At 63.7% G+C, this 18448-nt stretch carries 15 protein-coding genes and 3 tRNA genes; 1 reads left to right on the top strand and 17 read right to left on the bottom strand.

What is annotated here, in order from left to right; all coding sequences use genetic code 11:
- The 16 genes from HY836_RS06020 to trpC form a co-directional block, all read right to left on the bottom strand.
- Positions 1-384: GTP-binding protein (locus HY836_RS06020; protein ID WP_290674547.1), on the bottom strand; the 384-nt coding region annotated here is incomplete at its 3' end.
- Positions 385-454: 70 nt separating this feature from the next.
- Positions 455-529 (bottom strand) — tRNA-Thr (locus HY836_RS06015).
- A 120-nt stretch (positions 530-649) separates the two neighbouring features.
- Positions 650-723: transfer RNA gene (locus HY836_RS06010), tRNA-Gly, on the bottom strand.
- Between the two features lie 87 nt (positions 724-810).
- Positions 811-896 (bottom strand) — tRNA-Tyr (locus tag HY836_RS06005).
- A gap of 99 nt (positions 897-995) precedes the next feature.
- Positions 996-2408: a lipid II flippase MurJ gene (locus tag HY836_RS06000; RefSeq protein WP_290674545.1), complete on the bottom strand. Its 1413-nt coding sequence runs from the start codon at positions 2406-2408 to the stop codon at positions 996-998.
- Between the two features lie 12 nt (positions 2409-2420).
- Positions 2421-3245, bottom strand: a complete 825-nt coding sequence (locus tag HY836_RS05995; protein WP_290674543.1) for an acyltransferase — start codon at positions 3243-3245, stop codon at positions 2421-2423.
- 28 nt (positions 3246-3273) lie between these two features.
- Entirely contained in the window at positions 3274-4683 is a 1410-nt protein-coding gene (locus HY836_RS05990) for an O-antigen ligase (RefSeq protein WP_290674541.1), read from the bottom strand.
- Positions 4680-5789, bottom strand: coding sequence for a glycosyltransferase family 1 protein (locus tag HY836_RS05985; protein ID WP_290674539.1), 1110 nt, complete (start codon positions 5787-5789; stop codon positions 4680-4682). Before HY836_RS05985 ends, HY836_RS05990 begins: the two co-directional genes overlap by 4 nt.
- Complete coding sequence (locus HY836_RS05980) at positions 5780-7009, bottom strand: glycosyltransferase family 4 protein (RefSeq protein WP_290674537.1); 1230 nt, start codon at positions 7007-7009, stop codon at positions 5780-5782. Before HY836_RS05980 ends, HY836_RS05985 begins: the two co-directional genes overlap by 10 nt.
- A 2-nt stretch (positions 7010-7011) precedes the next feature.
- Positions 7012-8394, bottom strand: a complete 1383-nt coding sequence (locus HY836_RS05975; RefSeq protein WP_290674535.1) for a cellulase family glycosylhydrolase — start codon at positions 8392-8394, stop codon at positions 7012-7014.
- A complete protein-coding gene (locus tag HY836_RS05970; protein ID WP_290674533.1) occupies positions 8391-9641 on the bottom strand; it encodes a glycosyltransferase in 1251 nt (416 codons plus the stop codon). The genes HY836_RS05975 and HY836_RS05970 overlap by 4 nt, the downstream gene beginning before the upstream one ends.
- Before the next feature lie 8 nt (positions 9642-9649).
- Positions 9650-11626, bottom strand: a complete 1977-nt coding sequence (locus HY836_RS05965) for a GumC family protein (protein WP_290674531.1) — start codon at positions 11624-11626, stop codon at positions 9650-9652.
- Positions 11627-11639: 13 nt separating this feature from the next.
- Positions 11640-12419 (bottom strand): polysaccharide biosynthesis/export family protein, encoded by a 780-nt coding sequence (locus HY836_RS05960; RefSeq protein ID WP_290674529.1) that lies wholly within the window; start codon positions 12417-12419, stop codon positions 11640-11642.
- A 92-nt stretch (positions 12420-12511) separates the two neighbouring features.
- Positions 12512-13426 (bottom strand): glycosyltransferase family 2 protein, encoded by a 915-nt coding sequence (locus tag HY836_RS05955; RefSeq protein ID WP_290674527.1) that lies wholly within the window; start codon positions 13424-13426, stop codon positions 12512-12514.
- Between the two features lie 290 nt (positions 13427-13716).
- A complete protein-coding gene (locus tag HY836_RS05950) occupies positions 13717-14436 on the bottom strand; it encodes a uracil-DNA glycosylase (protein WP_290674525.1) in 720 nt (239 codons plus the stop codon).
- Positions 14437-14542: 106 nt separating this feature from the next.
- On the bottom strand, positions 14543-15343 hold the full coding sequence (gene trpC / locus HY836_RS05945; RefSeq protein ID WP_290674523.1) for an indole-3-glycerol phosphate synthase TrpC: 801 nt from the start codon (positions 15341-15343) through the stop codon (positions 14543-14545).
- A gap of 156 nt (positions 15344-15499) precedes the next feature.
- Between trpC and HY836_RS05940 the strand changes: the two genes are divergently transcribed.
- Positions 15500-17443: a 7TM diverse intracellular signaling domain-containing protein gene (locus tag HY836_RS05940; protein WP_290674521.1), complete on the top strand. Its 1944-nt coding sequence runs from the start codon at positions 15500-15502 to the stop codon at positions 17441-17443.
- On the opposite strand, the gene trpD is transcribed toward HY836_RS05940, so the two are convergent.
- Complete coding sequence (gene trpD / locus HY836_RS05935; RefSeq protein ID WP_290674519.1) at positions 17394-18440, bottom strand: anthranilate phosphoribosyltransferase; 1047 nt, start codon at positions 18438-18440, stop codon at positions 17394-17396. The two genes, HY836_RS05940 and trpD, sit on opposite strands and share 50 nt — an antisense overlap.
- Between the last annotated feature and the right edge of the window lie 8 nt (positions 18441-18448).

Raw genomic sequence — 18448 nt, 5'->3', positions numbered from 1 at the left:
CACGCCCACCTGGCGGGACAGCAGGATGTGTTCACGGGTCTGAGGCATGGGGCCGTCAGCAGCGGAACAAACCAGGATAGCGCCGTCCATCTGAGCAGCGCCGGTGATCATGTTCTTCACATAGTCGGCGTGGCCAGGGCAGTCCACGTGAGCGTAGTGGCGGTTAGCCGTTTCGTACTCAACGTGAGCGGTGTTGATGGTGATACCGCGAGCCTTTTCTTCAGGTGCTGCGTCGATCTGGTCGTAAGCCTTGGCTTCGCCGCCAAACTTCTTCGACAGAACGGTAGCGATAGCAGCCGTCAGGGTGGTCTTACCGTGGTCAACGTGACCGATGGTGCCCACGTTCACGTGCGGCTTGGTCCGTTCGAACTTACCTTTTGCCATGTTTCTCGCTCCTGGCGCCTTGATCGAGGCTTTGAAAAGCTGAAAGAAAAGAAGAGAAGAAAGGGGTGTGTGGTGCCCATGGGCAGGATCGAACTGCCGACCTCCCCCTTACCAAGGGGGTGCTCTACCACTGAGCCACATGGGCATCGACACAGGTTTAAGCTCGCTACCGAACTCAAACCAGTGCCGACCTGACACTTATTACGCCCCGCTCTTCAGCGAAGAACGCGACTGTAGCATGCCGAACGTGTCAGAACCGTGACCTTGGAGCGGGAGACGGGAATCGAACCCGCGTCATTAGCTTGGAAGGCTAAGGTTCTACCATTGAACTACTCCCGCTCGGGAGCCTTCACATGGTCACCAGCCTGCATTGGGCAAACTGGCCAACCTTGATCCGACGTTCAGCATGTACGAATTAGGTTTGCCTGGTGGAGGAGGCTGGATTCGAACCAGCGTACGCGTAAGCGGGCAGATTTACAGTCTGCTGCCTTTAACCACTCGGCCACCCCTCCAGGCAAGCCCAAGACTTTAGCACAGCTTTTTATAACTTGCCAAATCTTTGTGGCTTTTTTGTTGGAAGACGCCATTTCCCCGAAGGTTGGCGACCGTGATCAACGCGACTGCCAGGGCCGCAACCACAGCGCCATGACGATCAGGCAGAGCGAGCCCACCACAGCGGCCTGCATCAGTTGCCACACGATTTGCTGGCTCAGCCAGGGCTTGATGCCCCACCAAGCCGCCATCAGCCACAGGGCGCACACCAGGGCCTGCGGCACGAGGCCCAGCCCCCGCTTCAAGGCCGGCACGCGCAAAAGCAACTGCCCCGTCAGCAGTGTGCCCAGGAGCAGGGCCCACACGATGCCCAACGAGCCCGCCAACCAGGCCAGGGGCGGCAAGGCCAGCGCTTGCAGCAAACTGCCCCTCAGCTCAGCCACGACGGGCCCGCGCGTGTCGCCCTCGGCATAGTGAAAGCGGGCCAACAGGGTATTCCAGCTGGCCAGCACCAGCACGGCCGCATAACCTGCCAGCAGCGGCACCACCACCTCGGCGCCCTGCACCTTGGGGAACAGCAGACTCACCAGGGCCGGCGCGCCCAGCATGAGGCCCAGCGAAGCTGGCAATGACACCACCGTGACGGCCGCCAGCCCCTTGCGCAGCAAGGCCACACGCTCGCTTTCGCTGCGGCTCATCAGGCTCAAGAGCACCTGGTTGAGGCTTTGCAGCGCAATCAGCGGCAGGTTGATGAGCTTGCGCGCGAGGTTGACGGCTGAGACCACCCCCTCGCCCAGATACGAGGCCACGATGCGTTCCAGCAAGGTCAGACCCTGCCCGGCCATGGCGCTGCCCAGCAAGGGCGCCAGCTTGTGCCCCAACTCGGCAAAGGCACCGGCACTGCCACGCAAGGACACCGGCCGCAGACCACTGCGCAAGGCAGACGGCAGCATCACCAGTCCCATGGTCAGGCTACCCGACACAAAGGCCCAGGACAGGGCATCTTCCTGCGCTTGCGGGCCGCACCACCACAGGTACAACATGGCCGGCAGGTTGTAGAGCAAGGAGCCCATGCCCGCGAGCAGGAAGTGCCCGGCCGCCTGACGCGGCACGGCCCACCAGGCCTGCAGCACCAACCCCGGCAGGCTCCACGCCAGGATGTGCAAGGCAGAGACGGTGTGCGCCAGCGGCTCGGTTGCCAGGCCAGGCCCCATGAGGTGCACCAGCCAGGGCGAGCCCAGACTGATCAAGGCGGCCAGGCCAAAGCCCCCCAGGCCCAACACCTGACTGAGTTGACTGAACCAGTGCGCACGTTCGGTCGCGGCACGCTGTTGCCACAAGGTGAGTGCAGACGACGTCAGCAAGCCGGCCGCCAGCATGCTGCGCACCGCCTCTGGAATGAACATCGCGATCACGAAGGCATCGGTACGGGCGCCCGCGCCCCAACTGGCCACCAGCAACCATTCGCGGGCAAAGCCGGCGACCAGACCAGCGAGGGTGACCAGGGTCAACAGGGAGGCGGCGCCGAGCACGTCTGCGGCCGATCAGTGCAACAGGGTGAAGAGGCCCTTGCCTCCCACCTTGTAGTTGAGGCCGCGCACACGCTGGCCCAGCACCTTCGGCCCCTCACCACCCACGATCGTGTAAGGCTCGACGGGCTTGGCCACCACCGTGTTGGCCGCCACCACGGCGCCTTCGCCAATGTGCGCACCAGGCAGCAAGATGACGCGGGTCGTAATCCAGGCGTAGTCCTCGATCACGATGGGGGAGCCGAAGGCCCAGAACTCGGGCGCCTTCATGTCATGGCCGCCAGCAATCATGATGGCGTGCGAGGCCACGGTCACGTGGTTGCCAAAGCGCAATCCCGCGCGGGCGTCGATCTGACAGTGCCAGCCGATGCAAGTGTCTTCGCCAATCTGCAGACCTTCCATGCCCAGCACTTCGGTGTTGCGCCAGATGGTCGAGCCCTTGCCGATCTTCGCGCCACCGATGCGCAACCAGGCCAGCCGAATGGTGTGGCTGGGGATCTTGTTGATCAGCATGTTGTAGACCTGCTCCCAGCCACGGCGCCAGCGGTCCACCAGGGTGGGCCAGTTGATGCCGTACAGAGGTACGAAGCCCGCCGGGATCTCGTCTCTGAGCATCGCGTAGAAGCGCTTGCCCAGCGGATGTTCAATGCGTTTTTCGATGTTGACGTAGGCGATGTAGGTCTGCGTGACGCCGCCTCGGCCGGGCTGCTCGAACGCCACATCGTGGCCACACATCCATTCGAAGGCCTCGGTCAGCGTGGACAGATCGACACCCAGGCGTGGCGCGTACTCGGCCAGACGTTCGCGCAGGTTGTTGCTGTGAAAGATGCGGTGTTTCATGACGATGTGTGTGTCTGTCCCGACTAGATCAGGCCTTCGGTTGCCCGCCTGGCGCGATCACCTGTGGCAATGGGCGCGAGGCCTGCAGGCTGATGGCCATGGTCAGCCAGAAGAAGGAGATCAGGACCTGGGTGAAGCTGAAGTAGTGATCGATGAAGCCCGTCAGCAAGGCGGCCAGCATGGCCCCCACACTGCCCACGCGCAAGGCCATGCTGCCATCCATCCGCGACAGGTCACCCGTCAGACGGACCTCGCGCCACCAGGCCCTGGTCAAGGCCATGAAGAGCAGCATGCCCGGCAGCCCGAGCTTGTACCAGTAGTTGAGCCAGAGATTGGAGATACCGAACAGGCCTGAGCCCGTCGCGGGTGTCTCGATCTTGAAGCCCATGCCCAGTGGGTAACGCTCGACGGCGCGGTGGAAGTTGCGGTATTCATCGAAACGCACGCTGGTGCTGGCGTCCTGAGAGCCTTGCGTCAGAGACATTAGACGCTCACGCGCGGGCGGATAAGCGACCAGCATGGTGGCCGACAGCAAGGCACCGATCACCAATGCACGCCCGGCCAACGGCACGCGGCGGTACGCCAGCCAGATGACCAGCGCAGCCAGGCAAAGCAACGCGCCACGCGAGCCACTGAACACGATGCCGGCAGAGCCCCCCAAGGCCACGAACAGGCACAAGGCTCGGCGCCAGCCCTTTTGCGTGATGCCGTAGAACATGGCCAGCGGCACGGCCAGCAAGAGCGCACCACCGGTGGAGTTGGGGTGCACCCAGGGCGAGGCCATGCGGTCTGCCATGGCGGTGAAGATGTCCAGCAGCGCTTCCGGGTGCGCGTAGTGCAGGCTCGACAGCACCGGGATCATGGCGCGCGCATCATGACTCTTGATGAACACGCCCAGCGACAAGGCCAGCATGGCACTGAAGCCGATGACCAGGCAGTCCATCATGCGCTGGCGCAAGGCTGGTGTGGGCGTGAGCAAGGGCACCAGGAACAGCGTGGAGATGTTGAGCAACCAGCGCAGCCAGTTCACGGGCCCGTTGCCTTCTTCGTGCACCATCAGTTGCCCCGCCACCAGGGGCACGATGCTCCAGGCCATCAGCCTGAGCATGGCGCGCTCGGTCGGGCCGTGCTCGACCGGCGGCATGCGCCCCATCAGCCTTTGCAGCACAACGCCCACCCAGGTCAGCGCCAACAGGGCTTCGGACACGGTCATGCGGATTCCGATGGTGACCGTGGTCCAGGGCACGAAAGGCGCGATCAGGCAGAACAGCAGGAAGCCACGCTCCGGCCTGGCCAGCACCGCCACCGCGACCATCAAGCCCACTACGCCCATGATCAAGGCGGGAGGGCCGGCCAGCAACATCAGGCCGCCAAACAGCAGGCCCGCCAGCACAGGCAGCCAGTTGGCCATGGCGAACGTGGTGCGCAGCTGACTCATGCCAGCTCCTTGAGCAGCTCGTCGACACGGCAGGCATAGGCTGGCAGGTCGTACTGCGTCGCCCACGCACGCAAGGCTTCAGGCGACTCCTGCTCGCCCCGGCCCTGCCGAGCGGCCTGATGCATGAGTTGAACCAGGGTGACGGTATCCCGCGTATCAAAGCGCAGAGCGCCGGGCGGGGTGACCTCATCCAGGGACGAGCCTCGCGCCGTGGCCACAGGTGTGCCGCAAGCAGCCGCCTCGATCACCGGCAAGCCGAAGCCTTCGGCATATGAAGGGTGCCACAAGCGCTCGGCCAGGCGATACCACGCGCCCAGTTGGGCATCGTTGATGCCATGCACAAAACGCACATGCTGCGGCACAGATGACACATCGCGGGGATGACCAATGAGCACCAGCGGGGGAATCAGATCCGGCCACATGTTGCGCGCCTGCTGCCATGCCTCCAGAAACCAGGCGATGTTCTTGCGCGGCTCGCGCGTGCCCACCAGCAACCAGTAACGCTGCGGGGCAAACACGTCTTGCTGCAGCTTCTGCCAAGGATCCAGCGGCACCGCATTGGGCAGAAGGCGAAGCCGCGATTGCGTGGCCGGAAAAAGATCGACCACGGTTTGCGCGGTGTAGGCCGATGGCGTCCAGATGGCATCGGCCAGTTCCATGGCATGGCGGATGCTCCAGCGATCGAACCAGCTGTAGAAAGCAGCCTTGAGGCCAGATTCGTGACGATTGCGATGGGTGATCTGAAAGAGATCATGCAACTGCAGCACCCAGAGCGTGCGCTTGCGCCGCACATCGCTCAGCCCGATGGGCAGGCCCATATTGACCGTGGCGATGTAGACATCCACCGCCAGCCCGCTGATGGCCTCCGGCAGGAAGTCCCGCTCGAAACGGAAACGCTCCTGCGGCCGGTGCAGGCCCTCGACGGGCGAAGGCTTGGCAGGGCAATACGCCCACGTGCGATGCTGGTGGGCGAGCGGTGCGCTCGTGAAAGGCAGGGCTTCGGTATCGGGTCGTTGGCGCAGGGTGTTGTAGAGCGCCAGCGCCTGCCTGCCGATGCCCGAATACGGCGCCGCAGTCAAAGGGCGGAGATCCAGTCCTACGCGCATGCGGACTCCTTCTCGGGCTGGCCTGACAGGGCCTCGTAAGCCCCTTCCAGCTGGCGAGCACAGGCCTGCCAGTCGAAATGCGCAGTAACGTACTCGCGGGCCTTCTCGCCCATCAAGGCCGCGCGCTCAGGTGCGTTCAGCAGGCTGACCACGGCCTGCGCCATGTCCTCGGGGTTGTCAGCCACCAGCGCCTGCTCACCGGGCTGCATCCCCAGGCCAGACAAGCCCTCCGTGGTGCTGACCACGGGCAGGCTGGCCGCCAGGGCCTCCAGCACCTTGAGCTTGGAGCCGCCACCGAATCGCAATGGCGCCAGGAACACAGCCGATTGCGACTGCACGGTGGGCAGGTGATCGACATAACCGCGCCACTCGACGCGGGGATCCGTCCAGCGCTGGCGCCAGGCATCGGGCAAGGCGTGGCCGCACACCACGAAGCGCGCCTGCGGCTGCAATTGCCACAAGCGCGGCCACACGGCCTCCATCACCCACTCCACGGCATCCACATTGGGCGCGTATTCGTAGTTGCCCACAAACAGCACACGCTGGCTGAGCCCATCGGGCTTCACGCTGGCATAGCCCTGGATATCGGCGCCGTTGCTGACCACATGCGGCCTGCGCGCGGTCAGGGCCGACAGCTTGCGGGCGTCGGATTCCGTGACGGCCACCACCAGGCTGGCAAGCGCCATCGCATGCTGCTCCCAACGGCGCGCGCGCCATTGGTCATACCGGGCCAGCGGTCGCGCCCACCAAGGCCACTTGCCATACGTGGCCGCACCCAACTCGGACTCGACGTTGTGCTCGACCAGGATGAAGGGTTGTTGATGCCGGCGCAGCGCGGCCTCGAAGGGCTGCAGGCCATAGCTGTGCTCGATCTGGACCACGTCCCAGCGCTGGCGCTTCAGCCGTTGCTCGAACTGCCGTGTCAGTGCGGGTGCGTAACCGTTGATCGTGGTGAGCAAAGGCAGTGGCGAGAAGGCCGCGCGCCACAAGGTGCGGGGATCCTTCAACGAGCGCCTCGGCAAGACGATCAGCTCTTTCACCCAGGGTGCCAGCGCGGCTTGCACATCGGCATCGGCGGGTGTCTTGGATTGCACCAGCAGCGTGATTTCATGACCGCGTTGCGCCATGGCCTTGAGCAAGTTGTACTGGCGAGCCTTGCCACCGCTGGTGATGGGCCAGGGCAGATAAGGCATGGTCCACAGGATGCGCTGAGGCTTCATGGTCACCACACCAGCATCTGCAGATCGGTGCTGACGTCCAGCACCAGGCCTTTGCCGTCCACCGCCTTCACGTCGCGCTGCGTGCCTGACAAGGGCTGATGCCAGGTGCCCGACTTCACGGCGGGCAAGGTCACGCTCATGGGCTCATGCGCCCAGGCCATCCAGAGCTGCTTGCCATCGGGCCGCTTCCAGTGGATGCTGACCAGGCCTGCGGGCACACCACCGTCGATGCGCATGGGGGCGGCCGCCGGCTCCAGCCGCGGCCCGCCAATGCTCAGGAAGCGTTGCAGCGCGGTGTAGACCGGCTTGGGCTGGCCATTGGCGCGCAGCAGGCCATAACGCTTGTCACGCGGGCCGACGCGAGGGTCATCCAGATCAGCCAGCGTGAACAGGAAGACACGGTCGAAATCCTGTGTGGCCATCAGGGCCAGACGCTTGAGCGTGTGGCCGGCCTGGCCCTCTTCGCCCACCAGCGGCTGCTCTTCTACAGGGCCGTCATAGCTGGACCAGCCCCATTCCGTTGCCCAGATCTGCTTGACGCCATAAGCCCGCAGACCTTTGTTGAGAAAGGGCACGTGGGTGAGCAGGTCGCGCGAGCCATCATCGGCACCTTCAGGCTCGGCCGTGTAGGGGTGATAGCAGGCGATCAGCTTGAGCTGGTAGGCGCCCAGCTTGCCCATGGCATCGAGCATCAGGCCTTCGCGGCCTGCCATCTGGCTATAGTAGGCCATGCCGGCCATGGCGACGGGCTTGTCTGGCACGGCCTGTCGCAAGGCGGCCACGGCGGGCTGCAGCAGACGACCGTAGCTTTGCGGATCGATGCGGGGTTGCCAGAAGGCCGGGATATTGGGCTCGTTCCAGACCTGCCATACATCCACATTGGGATAGCGCCTGGCCAGGGCCTGCATGCGCTGCGCGAACACGGCAGGGTCTTTGGGTGGAAACTTGTCAGAGTAGTCGGCACCGGGCGGCGCAGAGCTGGCAAAACGCGGCGTGCCCACGACATAGGTCAGGCTGTGCAAGCCAGATTGCTTGACCAGGCTCATCATGCGGTCGGTGGCATCAAGCTGCAACTTGCCGGCCTCGGGCTCGATCAGCATCCAGTGCAGGGCCAGGCGCACCCAGTTCAGCCCCAGGGCCTTGAGGCGCTCCACCTGCATGCGAGCCACATCGGGCGCAAACCATTGCAGCTGGGCATTGATGCCCAGAAAGTCCTGCCAGACCACGGGCCGCATGGGCAGGATTTCCAGCGCACGCGGCGTCTTCTTCGGCCACAGAGACCACCCGGCGTTCGCGGCACCGCCCAGCATCAGGCTGGTGGCGCCGAAGGCCAGCGCACCACCAAGGCGCAACTGCTGGCGCCGGGTAGCGGCCGGCAAGCTCATAGGCTTTCCTTTTGCGACCACACCGATGCCGGGCCTGCAGACGACGAGCCCTTGGCACGCGGCGCACGCGCCATGGCACGCTGAAAGTGGCCCACAAAGCGTTGCCCCGTGGTGGGCCAGGCACGTTCGTGCGCCAGCGCACTGGCGCGGTCCGCCCATTGCGACAGGATCTCGGGCTTGAGCAGCACGCCTTCGATCTGCGTGGCCAGCGCGCTCACGTCACCTTGCTTGTAGGACGAGCCGTTACCATGGCTGATCTCTTCGGCAAACGCACGCGCATCGGAGGTGATGGCGCCACGCCCGCAGGCAATCGCCCAGGCCAGTGCGCCACTGGTGCCGCGCATCTGCCCCAGCAGGGCCAGTTTGCGGGACTCGCGGTAGGGCAACATCATCAGGTGGTGGCGTTGCACGAGGAAGGGGATGTCACGCTCGTCGACGTCCAGCTCCCAATCCACGTGCGCAGACAGGCCGCGGCGCTCGACACGGGCACGCAGTTGATCCAGATAACTACCCTGCGCGCCAAAGGCGATATCGGGCGAGGTGCCGCCAGCAATGGTCAGGCGCAGACGCGCAGCGAGTTCAGGCTGTTGCGCCTTGACCTTGCCCATGGCGTCAATGAGATCCTCGATGCCCTTGCCGGCATAGATGAAGCCGAAGTACAGCAGACGGATGGGATCCAGATCGGGCAGAGGCCTGGACGGCAGCGTGAGCGCACCATGGGCGATGACGCTGACGCGATCAGCCGGCAGCTTCATGCGCTTGATCAGACGACCGGCACCGGTCTGCGTCAAGGTGACCAGGCCATCGAGCTGGCGCGCCAGCTTGCGCTCGGCCATCAAGGTGGCCGGATCCGACAACAATGCCACAGCCTGCTTGGCAGGGCGCGGCAGGCCGGACATGCCGTTGACCATGGTCCAGACCCGGTTAACGGGCTTCCAGATCAGGCGCTCCGGGTCATGCACGGTGGCCGACAAGGCCGGCCGATTGGGCAGGCTGGCCAAGGCACACAAGGTCAGGAATTCGCTGTGGCGACCACCGCCCAGCTCGGCATGGACCACGTCCACCCGACGCCAGTCGCGTTCAGCCACCCAGGCGTGTGCGGCAGCCAGGCTATCGATAGGACGTTGCCCCGCAAGCGGGGTCAACACGTCAACCCCTGCCTGATTCAAGGACGTCCGGAAGTGCGCCGCATAGTCGGCAATCCCGGTTTGTTCAGGTGGCAAAGGCGACAACAAGGCCAGACGCATAACGCCCCTCAACGTTGCAGCCAGCGAAGCACTTTAGGTGGAACCTCGAATCGCCGGCGATTGACAATGACGCCATCCACTTTACGGAAGGCGGTGCGCAAGACACCCAGCGCATTGTCCACTACCGGGATGGTGCTGGCGCGGGCTTCCACCACCAGCACGATGAGATTGGCCTGACTCAGTCGCACAAATGCCTCACGGTTGCTGTGCAGGCCAGAGGCCTCCAGCAAGATCACCTCGCCGGGGGCGGGTTTGACCTGATCCGGATTGATGCGCACCGTCAGCTCCTGCGCCTCCAGCAGGGCCTTCAAACGCGATGCGATGAAGCTCACACCTTCACCAGCGCGAGCCGACGCCAGGCCCAGCACGATGCCCTCGCGTGCGATGCGCTCCAGCGGCAAGGTGCCATAGATGCGGTAAAGGCTGGCGTGGAAGTCGTTGTCCGGACCGCCTTCGGTGATGTCCTTGACGGTGGACCACAGCGGCACACCAAAGCGCTCTTCGAAACGGCCGCCATCATGGATGCGCTGATCGAACAGCGAATACAGGTACACCACCATCAGGCCCACCATGGCACCAGCGGGCAGCGCCATGATCAGCATCAGCAGGCTCTTGGGCGAACGGCGCGTGGGGTTGAAGGTGGCTTCCTGAATCTGCGCGATGTTGTTGATGCGCTGGTCATCCAGGGCCTGATCGATGCGGGCTTTTTCGAGGCTGTCCAGGTACAGGCCGCGGCTCTTTTCGGCTACGGACAACACCTGCTCCAGGCGCCCCAACTCAGGCTCTCGCTCCATGACTTTGTGGCGAGCAGCCTCCAGATCGGCTACTTCCTTGTCGAAGGAGGCATACAAGGTGTTGAGCTCCTGCAGGCGCACGGATTTTTCGAGCTGGTTGCGCTCCATGCTCACATTCAACTCGTTGGGCGTGCGCTTCTCGGAACGTTGCACCACGCGGTCCTCATCCTTGAGTTGAGACTCAAGCTGAGCAATGCTGTCGTTGAGCGCCTTGATGGCTGGCGCCGTGTCCTTGAACACACGCAGGGCATCGGCGCGCTGGCGCTTGAGTTCAGCCAGTTGCGCGCTCAACGCCTGCCAGGAAACGCTTTGACTCAGATCCCTCTCGGACACCGACTCCTTGGGCAAGGCACGTGCACGGCCTGCGGCGAAACTGATGCCGTTTTGCAGCGCCGAGCGTTCGGCGTTGATTTCAGCCAGACGGGTGCGCAGATCATTGAGTCGCTTGGTCAGCATGTCCAGGCGCTCTTGCGCGCTGGTGCCGTTGATCTGCTCCAGGCGCGAGCGCAACAAGGACTTGGCCGAGTCGATCTGCTGATCCACCTCCCGAACCTTGCCCTCATAGAACAGCACCAGGCCCTTGCGACCCAGCACGGCCGTGCGCTGATCGGTGTAGACGCGCACCCAGGTTTGCAACACGCGCTGAGCCTGCTGCGGATCATTCCAGGTGAAGCTCAGGTCCATCACGTTGGAGCCCGGCCCGTGTGTGACCTGAAAGCGCGAAGCCAACAACTCCGCCATGACTTCCTCGTCGCTTTGCAACTCGATCAGACCCACCGCCGCAAGGCCCTGCCCCAAGCCTTGCCCAATGGCCTTCTTGACTTTCTTGAGCGCTGCCTTGATCGAACCCAGCACACCCGGCTTGGGCGCCTCGGCATTCAACTCATTGAGGTACAGGCGAGCCACTTCCAGCAGCACGGGCCGCCCGGTAAGCATCTTCTCTTCGTCGACGATGGGGTCGCGCGTGGTGCTTTGCGGATAGACCGTCTGACGATCGCCTGCGTCAATGGGCACCGTCATGTTCTCGCGGCCAGGCTTGACCAGCAAGCGTGCATCCGACACGTACTTGTGCGGCAACAAGAAGGCGCCCAGCACGGCCAACACGACCGTGGTCAGCATGGCCAACTTGAACTCGCGGCGGAAGATGTAGAACAGGCGAATCAGGTCGCGCAGTGAGCGGATGTCAATCATGTCTTGGGCGCGATCAGTTCAAGTTCACATTGCCGGCCACGCCAATGGAGCGCGAGAAGGGCAACAGCTGGTTGATGTACAGATCGATGCCATCGGCCGAACCACCCGCAGCGGATTTCGGCACAAAAACAATGTCACCACGTTGCAGCGAGATGGACGCCCGGCCGGCACCCTGCGTCGCCATCAACACCTGGCTGATGTCAATGAAGAAGACGCGGTAGTGTTCCTTGTCATCCAGGCGCATCAAAGCCAATCGGCCGGGGTCGGCAGACACAGCCAAGCCACCCGCCGCGAACAGTGCCTGCTCCAGGTTCGCCACGGCGTTGACATCCAGCGTAATGGGGCTGCGCACGGCGCCCCCTACAACCACCTTGCCCGTCGGCGACGCCACGATGTTCACGGTGACACCAGGCTCCCGGTAATACACATCCAGCTTGGTGCGCAGATAGGCCGCCAGTTCATCGGGCGTCTTGCCTGCAGCCTCGACCTGGCCGGCATAACGAAACGAGAACGTGCCGTCTGGGCGCACAAGGTAATTCTGGGTCTGGCTGTCGTCCACCAGGTTGCGCAAATCCAGTGAAGCCGAGTCCTGGGCATCCCGCGTGATGCGCAGGGTATCGCCAGGACGGATGCGTGTGGGCACTTTGGGCATGGCGCGCAACTGCTCTGGTGTGACCATGGCCACGTCCAGTGCGTCCCACTGGGGCGTGGGCAGCACGCTCAGCGGGGTACAGGCACACAAGGCCCATGCTGCCAGCAGGCCCATCACCATGCGAACAAGGTAGGTCTTCATGAACAAGGAATCAAAGTCTCGACACCGGCGACGATCCGCCCGCGGCGATGATAAGAGGACACAAGCAATCGGGATACCCGCAGGAAGGCGGGTCACCCCTCATGTTGTGGTTTGCTCAAGCGCCCAGCCTGCGCCGACTGACGCCAGCGCGCCAGGGCAATCGCCATGCGGTAACGCGATGGCCGGCGAAACCAGGGCACGCCGAACTTGGCGAAAAAACGCACCATGCTGCGCAAATGCGTTTTACCGGATGGCGAAAGAATGCCCGCCCCGCTGGCACGCTGATGATCGTGTACCAGTTCGACCTCGGGCACGGCCAACACCCGCCAGCCGTGCGCCCACATGCGCGCGCACAGGTCCACTTCCTCGAAATACAGGAAATAGCCTTCGTCCATGCGACCCACCTGCTCGAAAGCGTGGCGCCGCACGACGAACCCTGTCCCCATCACCCAATCGGCCTCGAAGGGCTCCTCGCGCCATTTGCGAATCAGCAGGTGAGAGCGCTCCAGACGACGCAGTGGCCCCAGCTTCCCCAAAGCCGTACGGCGCGCCACGATATCGGGCAGGGAATAAAAACGACGGGCGGAATACTGCAGCGACCCGTCCGGGTTGATCAGCTTGAGCCCTACCACCCCCAGACGCGGCCGCTGGTCGAACAAGCGGCGCACCACGTCGATCTTGTTGCGCAGGAAGGTCGTATCCGGGTTGAGCACCAGTACCAGATCGGTCTTGAGCACCTGAACGCCCAGATTGACGCCCGCACCAAAGCCACCATTGACCTTGGACAAGACGCGCACGACGCCTTGAGGCAGACTTTGATCCAAACGGGCGCCGGACTGATCTGGGGAGTGGTTGTCCACCACCACGATGTGCTCAGCCTTGGCAATGCCATGCTCCAGCAGCGATGCCACGCACTGCATGGTCAGATCGAAGGTCTGGTAGTTGACGATGACCACACCCAGGCTGCAGTTTGGATCGGGCAAGCCCGTTGGCAGAGATTCAATCATGGCGATGGTCTTTTGGTGAAAGGGCCCGTCCGTCAAAACAAAAAAGGGCGCAGCTACACGCGCCATCGCGTGCCAGCCGCCCCCTCGCCTGTGATTCGCCCGTGCCTGGAATTGACAACCGTTGATTTCTCTTATTTGGGCGCTGCTGTCATTCTCTGGCCGTTTGGGTAAATTGAGGGTGAACCCTTGCCCCCGCGAATGAGCGTTACGTGCAAGTATGGGGTGTCAAATGTGACGCATTGATACATGCTGTTGTGCAGCACGCGTTATTTTGCCAGTCATTTAAACCATCAGGCCAGTGACCAATCCAGGCGCTGGCCTTTTTCCTGCCAGAACGCACTGGCCCTGGCGAAATGCCCATTGCCAACAAAGGGCACGGGAGGGCGCATGGCCGACAGGGGCGAGGGATGGTTGCTTTGCAGGATCAGATGACGTGACGTGTTCGCACCGCCGGCTGCCCCCGCTTGTGCTGCCTGCTCGATCAGCGCCGCTTTCTTCTGGGCGTGCGCACCCCAAAGCATGAAGACCTTGGGGCCGGCATCAGCCGCCACCGCCCTGATCAACTCGTCCGTGAGCGCCTCCCAGCCCCAGCCCGAATGGCTGGCCGCCTCACCGGCCTTGACCGTCAGCACCGTGTTGAGCAGCAGCACCCCACGCTCGGCCCAAGTCTGCAGGCAGCCATGTTCAGGCGCAGGCACACCAGGATCGCGCTGGATTTCCTTGCGGATATTGCGCAGGCTGGGCGGAATGGCCACGCCCTGCCGCACGGAAAACGCCAGGCCATGCGCCTGCCCCGGCCCGTGATACGGATCCTGCCCCAGGATGACCACCTTGATCTGGTCGCGCCGCGTCCATTTCAACGCGGCAAACACATCATCCGGATAGATCGTGTCGCCTGCCGCGCGGGCAGCGTCCACACGCCGGATCAAGGCCTGGCCAGCAGATGTGCCGCGAAATGCGTCGGTGATGCCCCGCCAATCGGCAGGCACCTCGTCAAACAAGGCGCTCAACGGCCGGCTCAGCCCCTGTGACGGCGCCGACTCCCCGGCCCCTTGATCAGGCCCCGAGACGCCCTCAAACAGCCCCTGCTGCTGCGCCACGCGCTTCACACCCGGCTCAGGCAAACAGCGTGGCCAGCGCGACGCCCGGGTCAGGCTGGCGCATGAAGGCCTCGCCAACCAGGAAGGCATGCACATTCGCCTGGCGCATGCGCTGCACATCGGCGGCGCCCAGGATGCCGGATTCGGTGACCAGCAGGCGGTCGGCCGGCACACGATCCAGCAGGCCCAGCGTGGTGTCCAGCGTGACCTCGAAGGTACGCAGGTTGCGGTTGTTGATGCCCACCAGCGGCGTCTTGAGCTTGAGTGCGCGGTCCAGCTCGATGCCATCGTGCACCTCGACCAGCACCGCCATGCCCAGCTCGAACGCACAGGCTTCCAGATCGGCCATCTGCTGGTCATCCAGGCAGGCGGCGATCAGCAAGATGCAGTCGGCGCCCATGGCCCGGGCCTCGTATACCTGGTAGGCGTCCACCATGAAATCCTTGCGCAGCACAGGCAAGGCGCAGGCCGCACGGGCTTCCTGAAGATACGGTGTGCAACCCTGGAAGAACTGGGCATCCGTCAACACGCTCAGGCAAGCCGCGCCGTGGCGGGCATAGCTGGCCGCGATTTCGGCCGGCACGAAATGCTCGCGCAGCACGCCCTTGCTGGGGCTGGCTTTTTTCACTTCGGCGATCACCCCCGCCTGGCCGGCCGCGATCTTGCTGCGCAGGGCGCCCACGAAATCACGCACATCGGCCAGCTCGCGGTTGCGCGCTTCGGCTTCGGCCCGCACGGCACTCAAGGATTTGAGCTGAAGGGCGGCGGCGATTTCTTCGTGCTTGACGGCAACGATCTTGTTGAGGATGTCGGACATGGGCTGAGGTGGGTTCGATCAGGCCTGAATTATCCGCGTTTGGCGTGACCTCAGCGAGACAGACGTGAAAGGCGACCGCTCCCGGCCATTCAGGCGCTTCGTACCCGTCGAATTTCTGCCGATAAGGATAGATCCCCCCGTTCGGGAGTTTGTGCATTGGCGTGGGCCACTTTTCACCGTTGCTGGGCTCGATGGCTGGCGCTCACCCTGTTGAGCCTGCTGGCGGCAAATGCCTGGGCTGACATCGTCAAGCTGGATGACCAGTTCACCAGTCAGCCCATCGGTCGGCATTTGCGCGTACTGGACGACCCGACCGGGAAAATGCGCCTGGCCGATGTCGAAGCGCAGCGCAGCGACAGTCGCTGGGAAGACCGCCACAGCGACAACCTGAACTTCGGCTACAGCCGCTCGGCCCTGTGGCTGCACGGCGAACTGGTCAACGTAGCGAGCGAGCAGCAGGACTGGCTGCTGGGCATGCGCTACCCCTTGCTGGACTACCTGGACATCTACGTGGTGTGGCCTGACGGCCGCGTGCAGCACCACGCCAGTGGCGACCGCCGCCCCTTCCACACCCGCTCGCTGGCAGACCGCAATTTCTACTTCAAGCTGAAGCTGCGGCAAGGCGACCACGTGCAACTGTATGTGCGCGTGCAAGGCCAGGGCTCCTTGCAAGCGCCGCTGGAAGTGAGCACGCCCGCAGCCTACGAACGCCACGCCCATGTCGAACAGTTGCTGCTGGGCATCTACAGTGGCGCCCTGCTGGCCATGCTGGTCTACAACCTGCTGCTGTGCATTTCACTGCGCGACAAGGCCTACCTGCACTACGTGGTCTACATCAGCCTGTTCGGCATGACCCAGTACACGCTCAGCGGCCTGGCCTTTGAAACGCTCTGGCCGAATGCGCCCAACTGGGGCAACCAGGCGGCCCCCATCTTCATGGGCCTGGCGGGTTGGTCATTGGTGCTGTTCAGCCGGCAGTTTCTCGATTTGCGCACGCACTGGCCACGCGCCGATCTGGCCATGCAGGCCTTGCAGTGGTTGTACCTGGCGGCCGTCCCCGAAACCTTTGTCCTGCCCTACGCCATCCCCATCAAGATCGTGACCCTGGCCACCATCGTCACGCCGGTATTGCTGTTGATCATCACGGTGGGCCTGTTGCGCAAAGGGGTGCAACAGGCACGCTACTTCCTGGCCGCGTTCACGGTGCTGTTGCTGGGCGTCTTGCTGACGTCGCTGCACATGTTCGGCATCGTGCAGCGCAACTTCCTGACCGAGTACAGCATGCAGATTGGCTCGATGCTGGAGTTCACCCTCTTGTCGTTTGCACTGGCGCATCGCGTCAAGCTGGCACGCGAAGAATACGAGCGGCTGCAACTGGCGCATGCCACCGAACTGGAGCACCGCGTGCAGGATCGCACCCGCGATCTGGACAAGGCCATGACCGAGCTCACCAAGGCCAACGAACGGCTGCAGGAATTGACCGAGCAGGATGCCCTCACCGGCTTGAAGAACCGCATGTTCCTGTCGGAGCGCATGCCCGAGGTGTGGCGCCAGGCCCAGCGCTGGCACACACCGGTCTCGGTGCTGATGATTGACGTGGACCACTTCAAGCGCGTCAATGACGACCACGGGCACCTGGCGGGCGATGAGGCGCTCAAGCAGGTAGCCGGCGTCATCGCACATGCTGTGCAACGGCCAGGCGACCATGCCTTGCGCTACGGCGGCGAAGAGTTTCTGGTGCTGCTGCCGCAAACCCACACCGTGGGCGCCGCCCACATTGCCGAGACGATCAGGCTGGGCGTGCAGTCACTCGACTTCCGACATGAGGGCAAGCCCATCCCGCTGACCGTGAGCATCGGCCTGGCCAGCGTGGTGCCCACCATCGATCTGCCGCCACAAGCTTTGCTGAACGCCGCAGACCAGTTGCTCTATCAGGCCAAGCAAAACGGGCGCAACCGCTGCGCCCTCAACCCGCAAGCGCTGGCCACGATGCCGCGCAAATCAGGTGCGGCGCACAAGCCGCAGGGGCCCGCCACACCGAGCGAATCGCTCAAGCCGGCTGCTGGGCAGCCAGACCCTGCGTCGTCTGCACGAAGTTGAACAAGGCCTCGCCAGCACGGCCGCTGGCAATCGCATCCCGCGCGCGCTCGATGCCATCGCCCAGCGAATCAGCCACATTGGCCGCATAAAGCGCTGCGCCAGCGTTGAGCAGCACGATGTCACGCGCCGGGCCCGGTTCGTTGTCGAACACGCGCCGCACGATGCCCACCGACATCTCGCGGTTCTGTGCCTTGAGCATGGCGCCATCATGTTCGGCCAGACCGAACTGACCTGGGTTGACGCGGTACTCGCGCACTTCGCCGTTCTTGAGTTCCGCCACCTGGGTATCGCCCGCCAGCGTGATCTCATCGAGGCCATCGCAACCGTGCACGACCATCACGTGGTCGGAGCCCAGGCGCTGCAGCACGCGGGCCATGATGCCCACCAGATCCGGGTGGAACACACCCATGAGCTGATTGGGTGCACCGGCCGGGTTGGTCAAAGGCCCCAGGATGTTGAACAAGGTGCGGATGCCCAACTCCTTGCGAACCGGTGCGGCGTGCTTCATGGCGCCATGGTGGTTGGGCGCAAACATGAAGCCAACATTGGATGCGGCCAGCGACTGCGCCACCTGGTCAGGAGTGAGGTTGATGCAGGCACCCAGGGCTTCGAGCACATCGGCACTGCCCGTGCTGGACGACACGCTGCGACCACCGTGCTTGGCCACGCGGGCACCGGCAGCAGCAGCCACGAACATGGCCGTGGTCGAGATGTTGAAGGTGTGCTGGCCGTCACCACCCGTGCCGCACAAGTCCACCAGGTGCATCTTGTTGGACACGTGCACCGGCGTGGCGAACTCGCGCATCACCTGGGCGGCCGCCGTGATCTCGCCAACTGTTTCCTTCTTCACGCGCAGACCGGTGATGAAGGCGGCCATGGTCACCGGCGACATCTCACCCGTCATGATGCGGCGCATCAGGCCCAGCATCTCGTCGTGGAAGATCTCGCGGTGTTCGATGACGCGTTGCAAGGCCTGTTGATCGGTCAGCTGGGACATGTCGGCCT

Source organism: Aquabacterium sp. (assembly GCF_016234775.1).
Lineage (GTDB): Bacteria > Pseudomonadota > Gammaproteobacteria > Burkholderiales > Burkholderiaceae_C > Aquabacterium.
The sequence above is the reverse complement of the archived record's forward strand: the minus strand, read 5'-3'. Positions and strand labels throughout refer to the sequence as shown.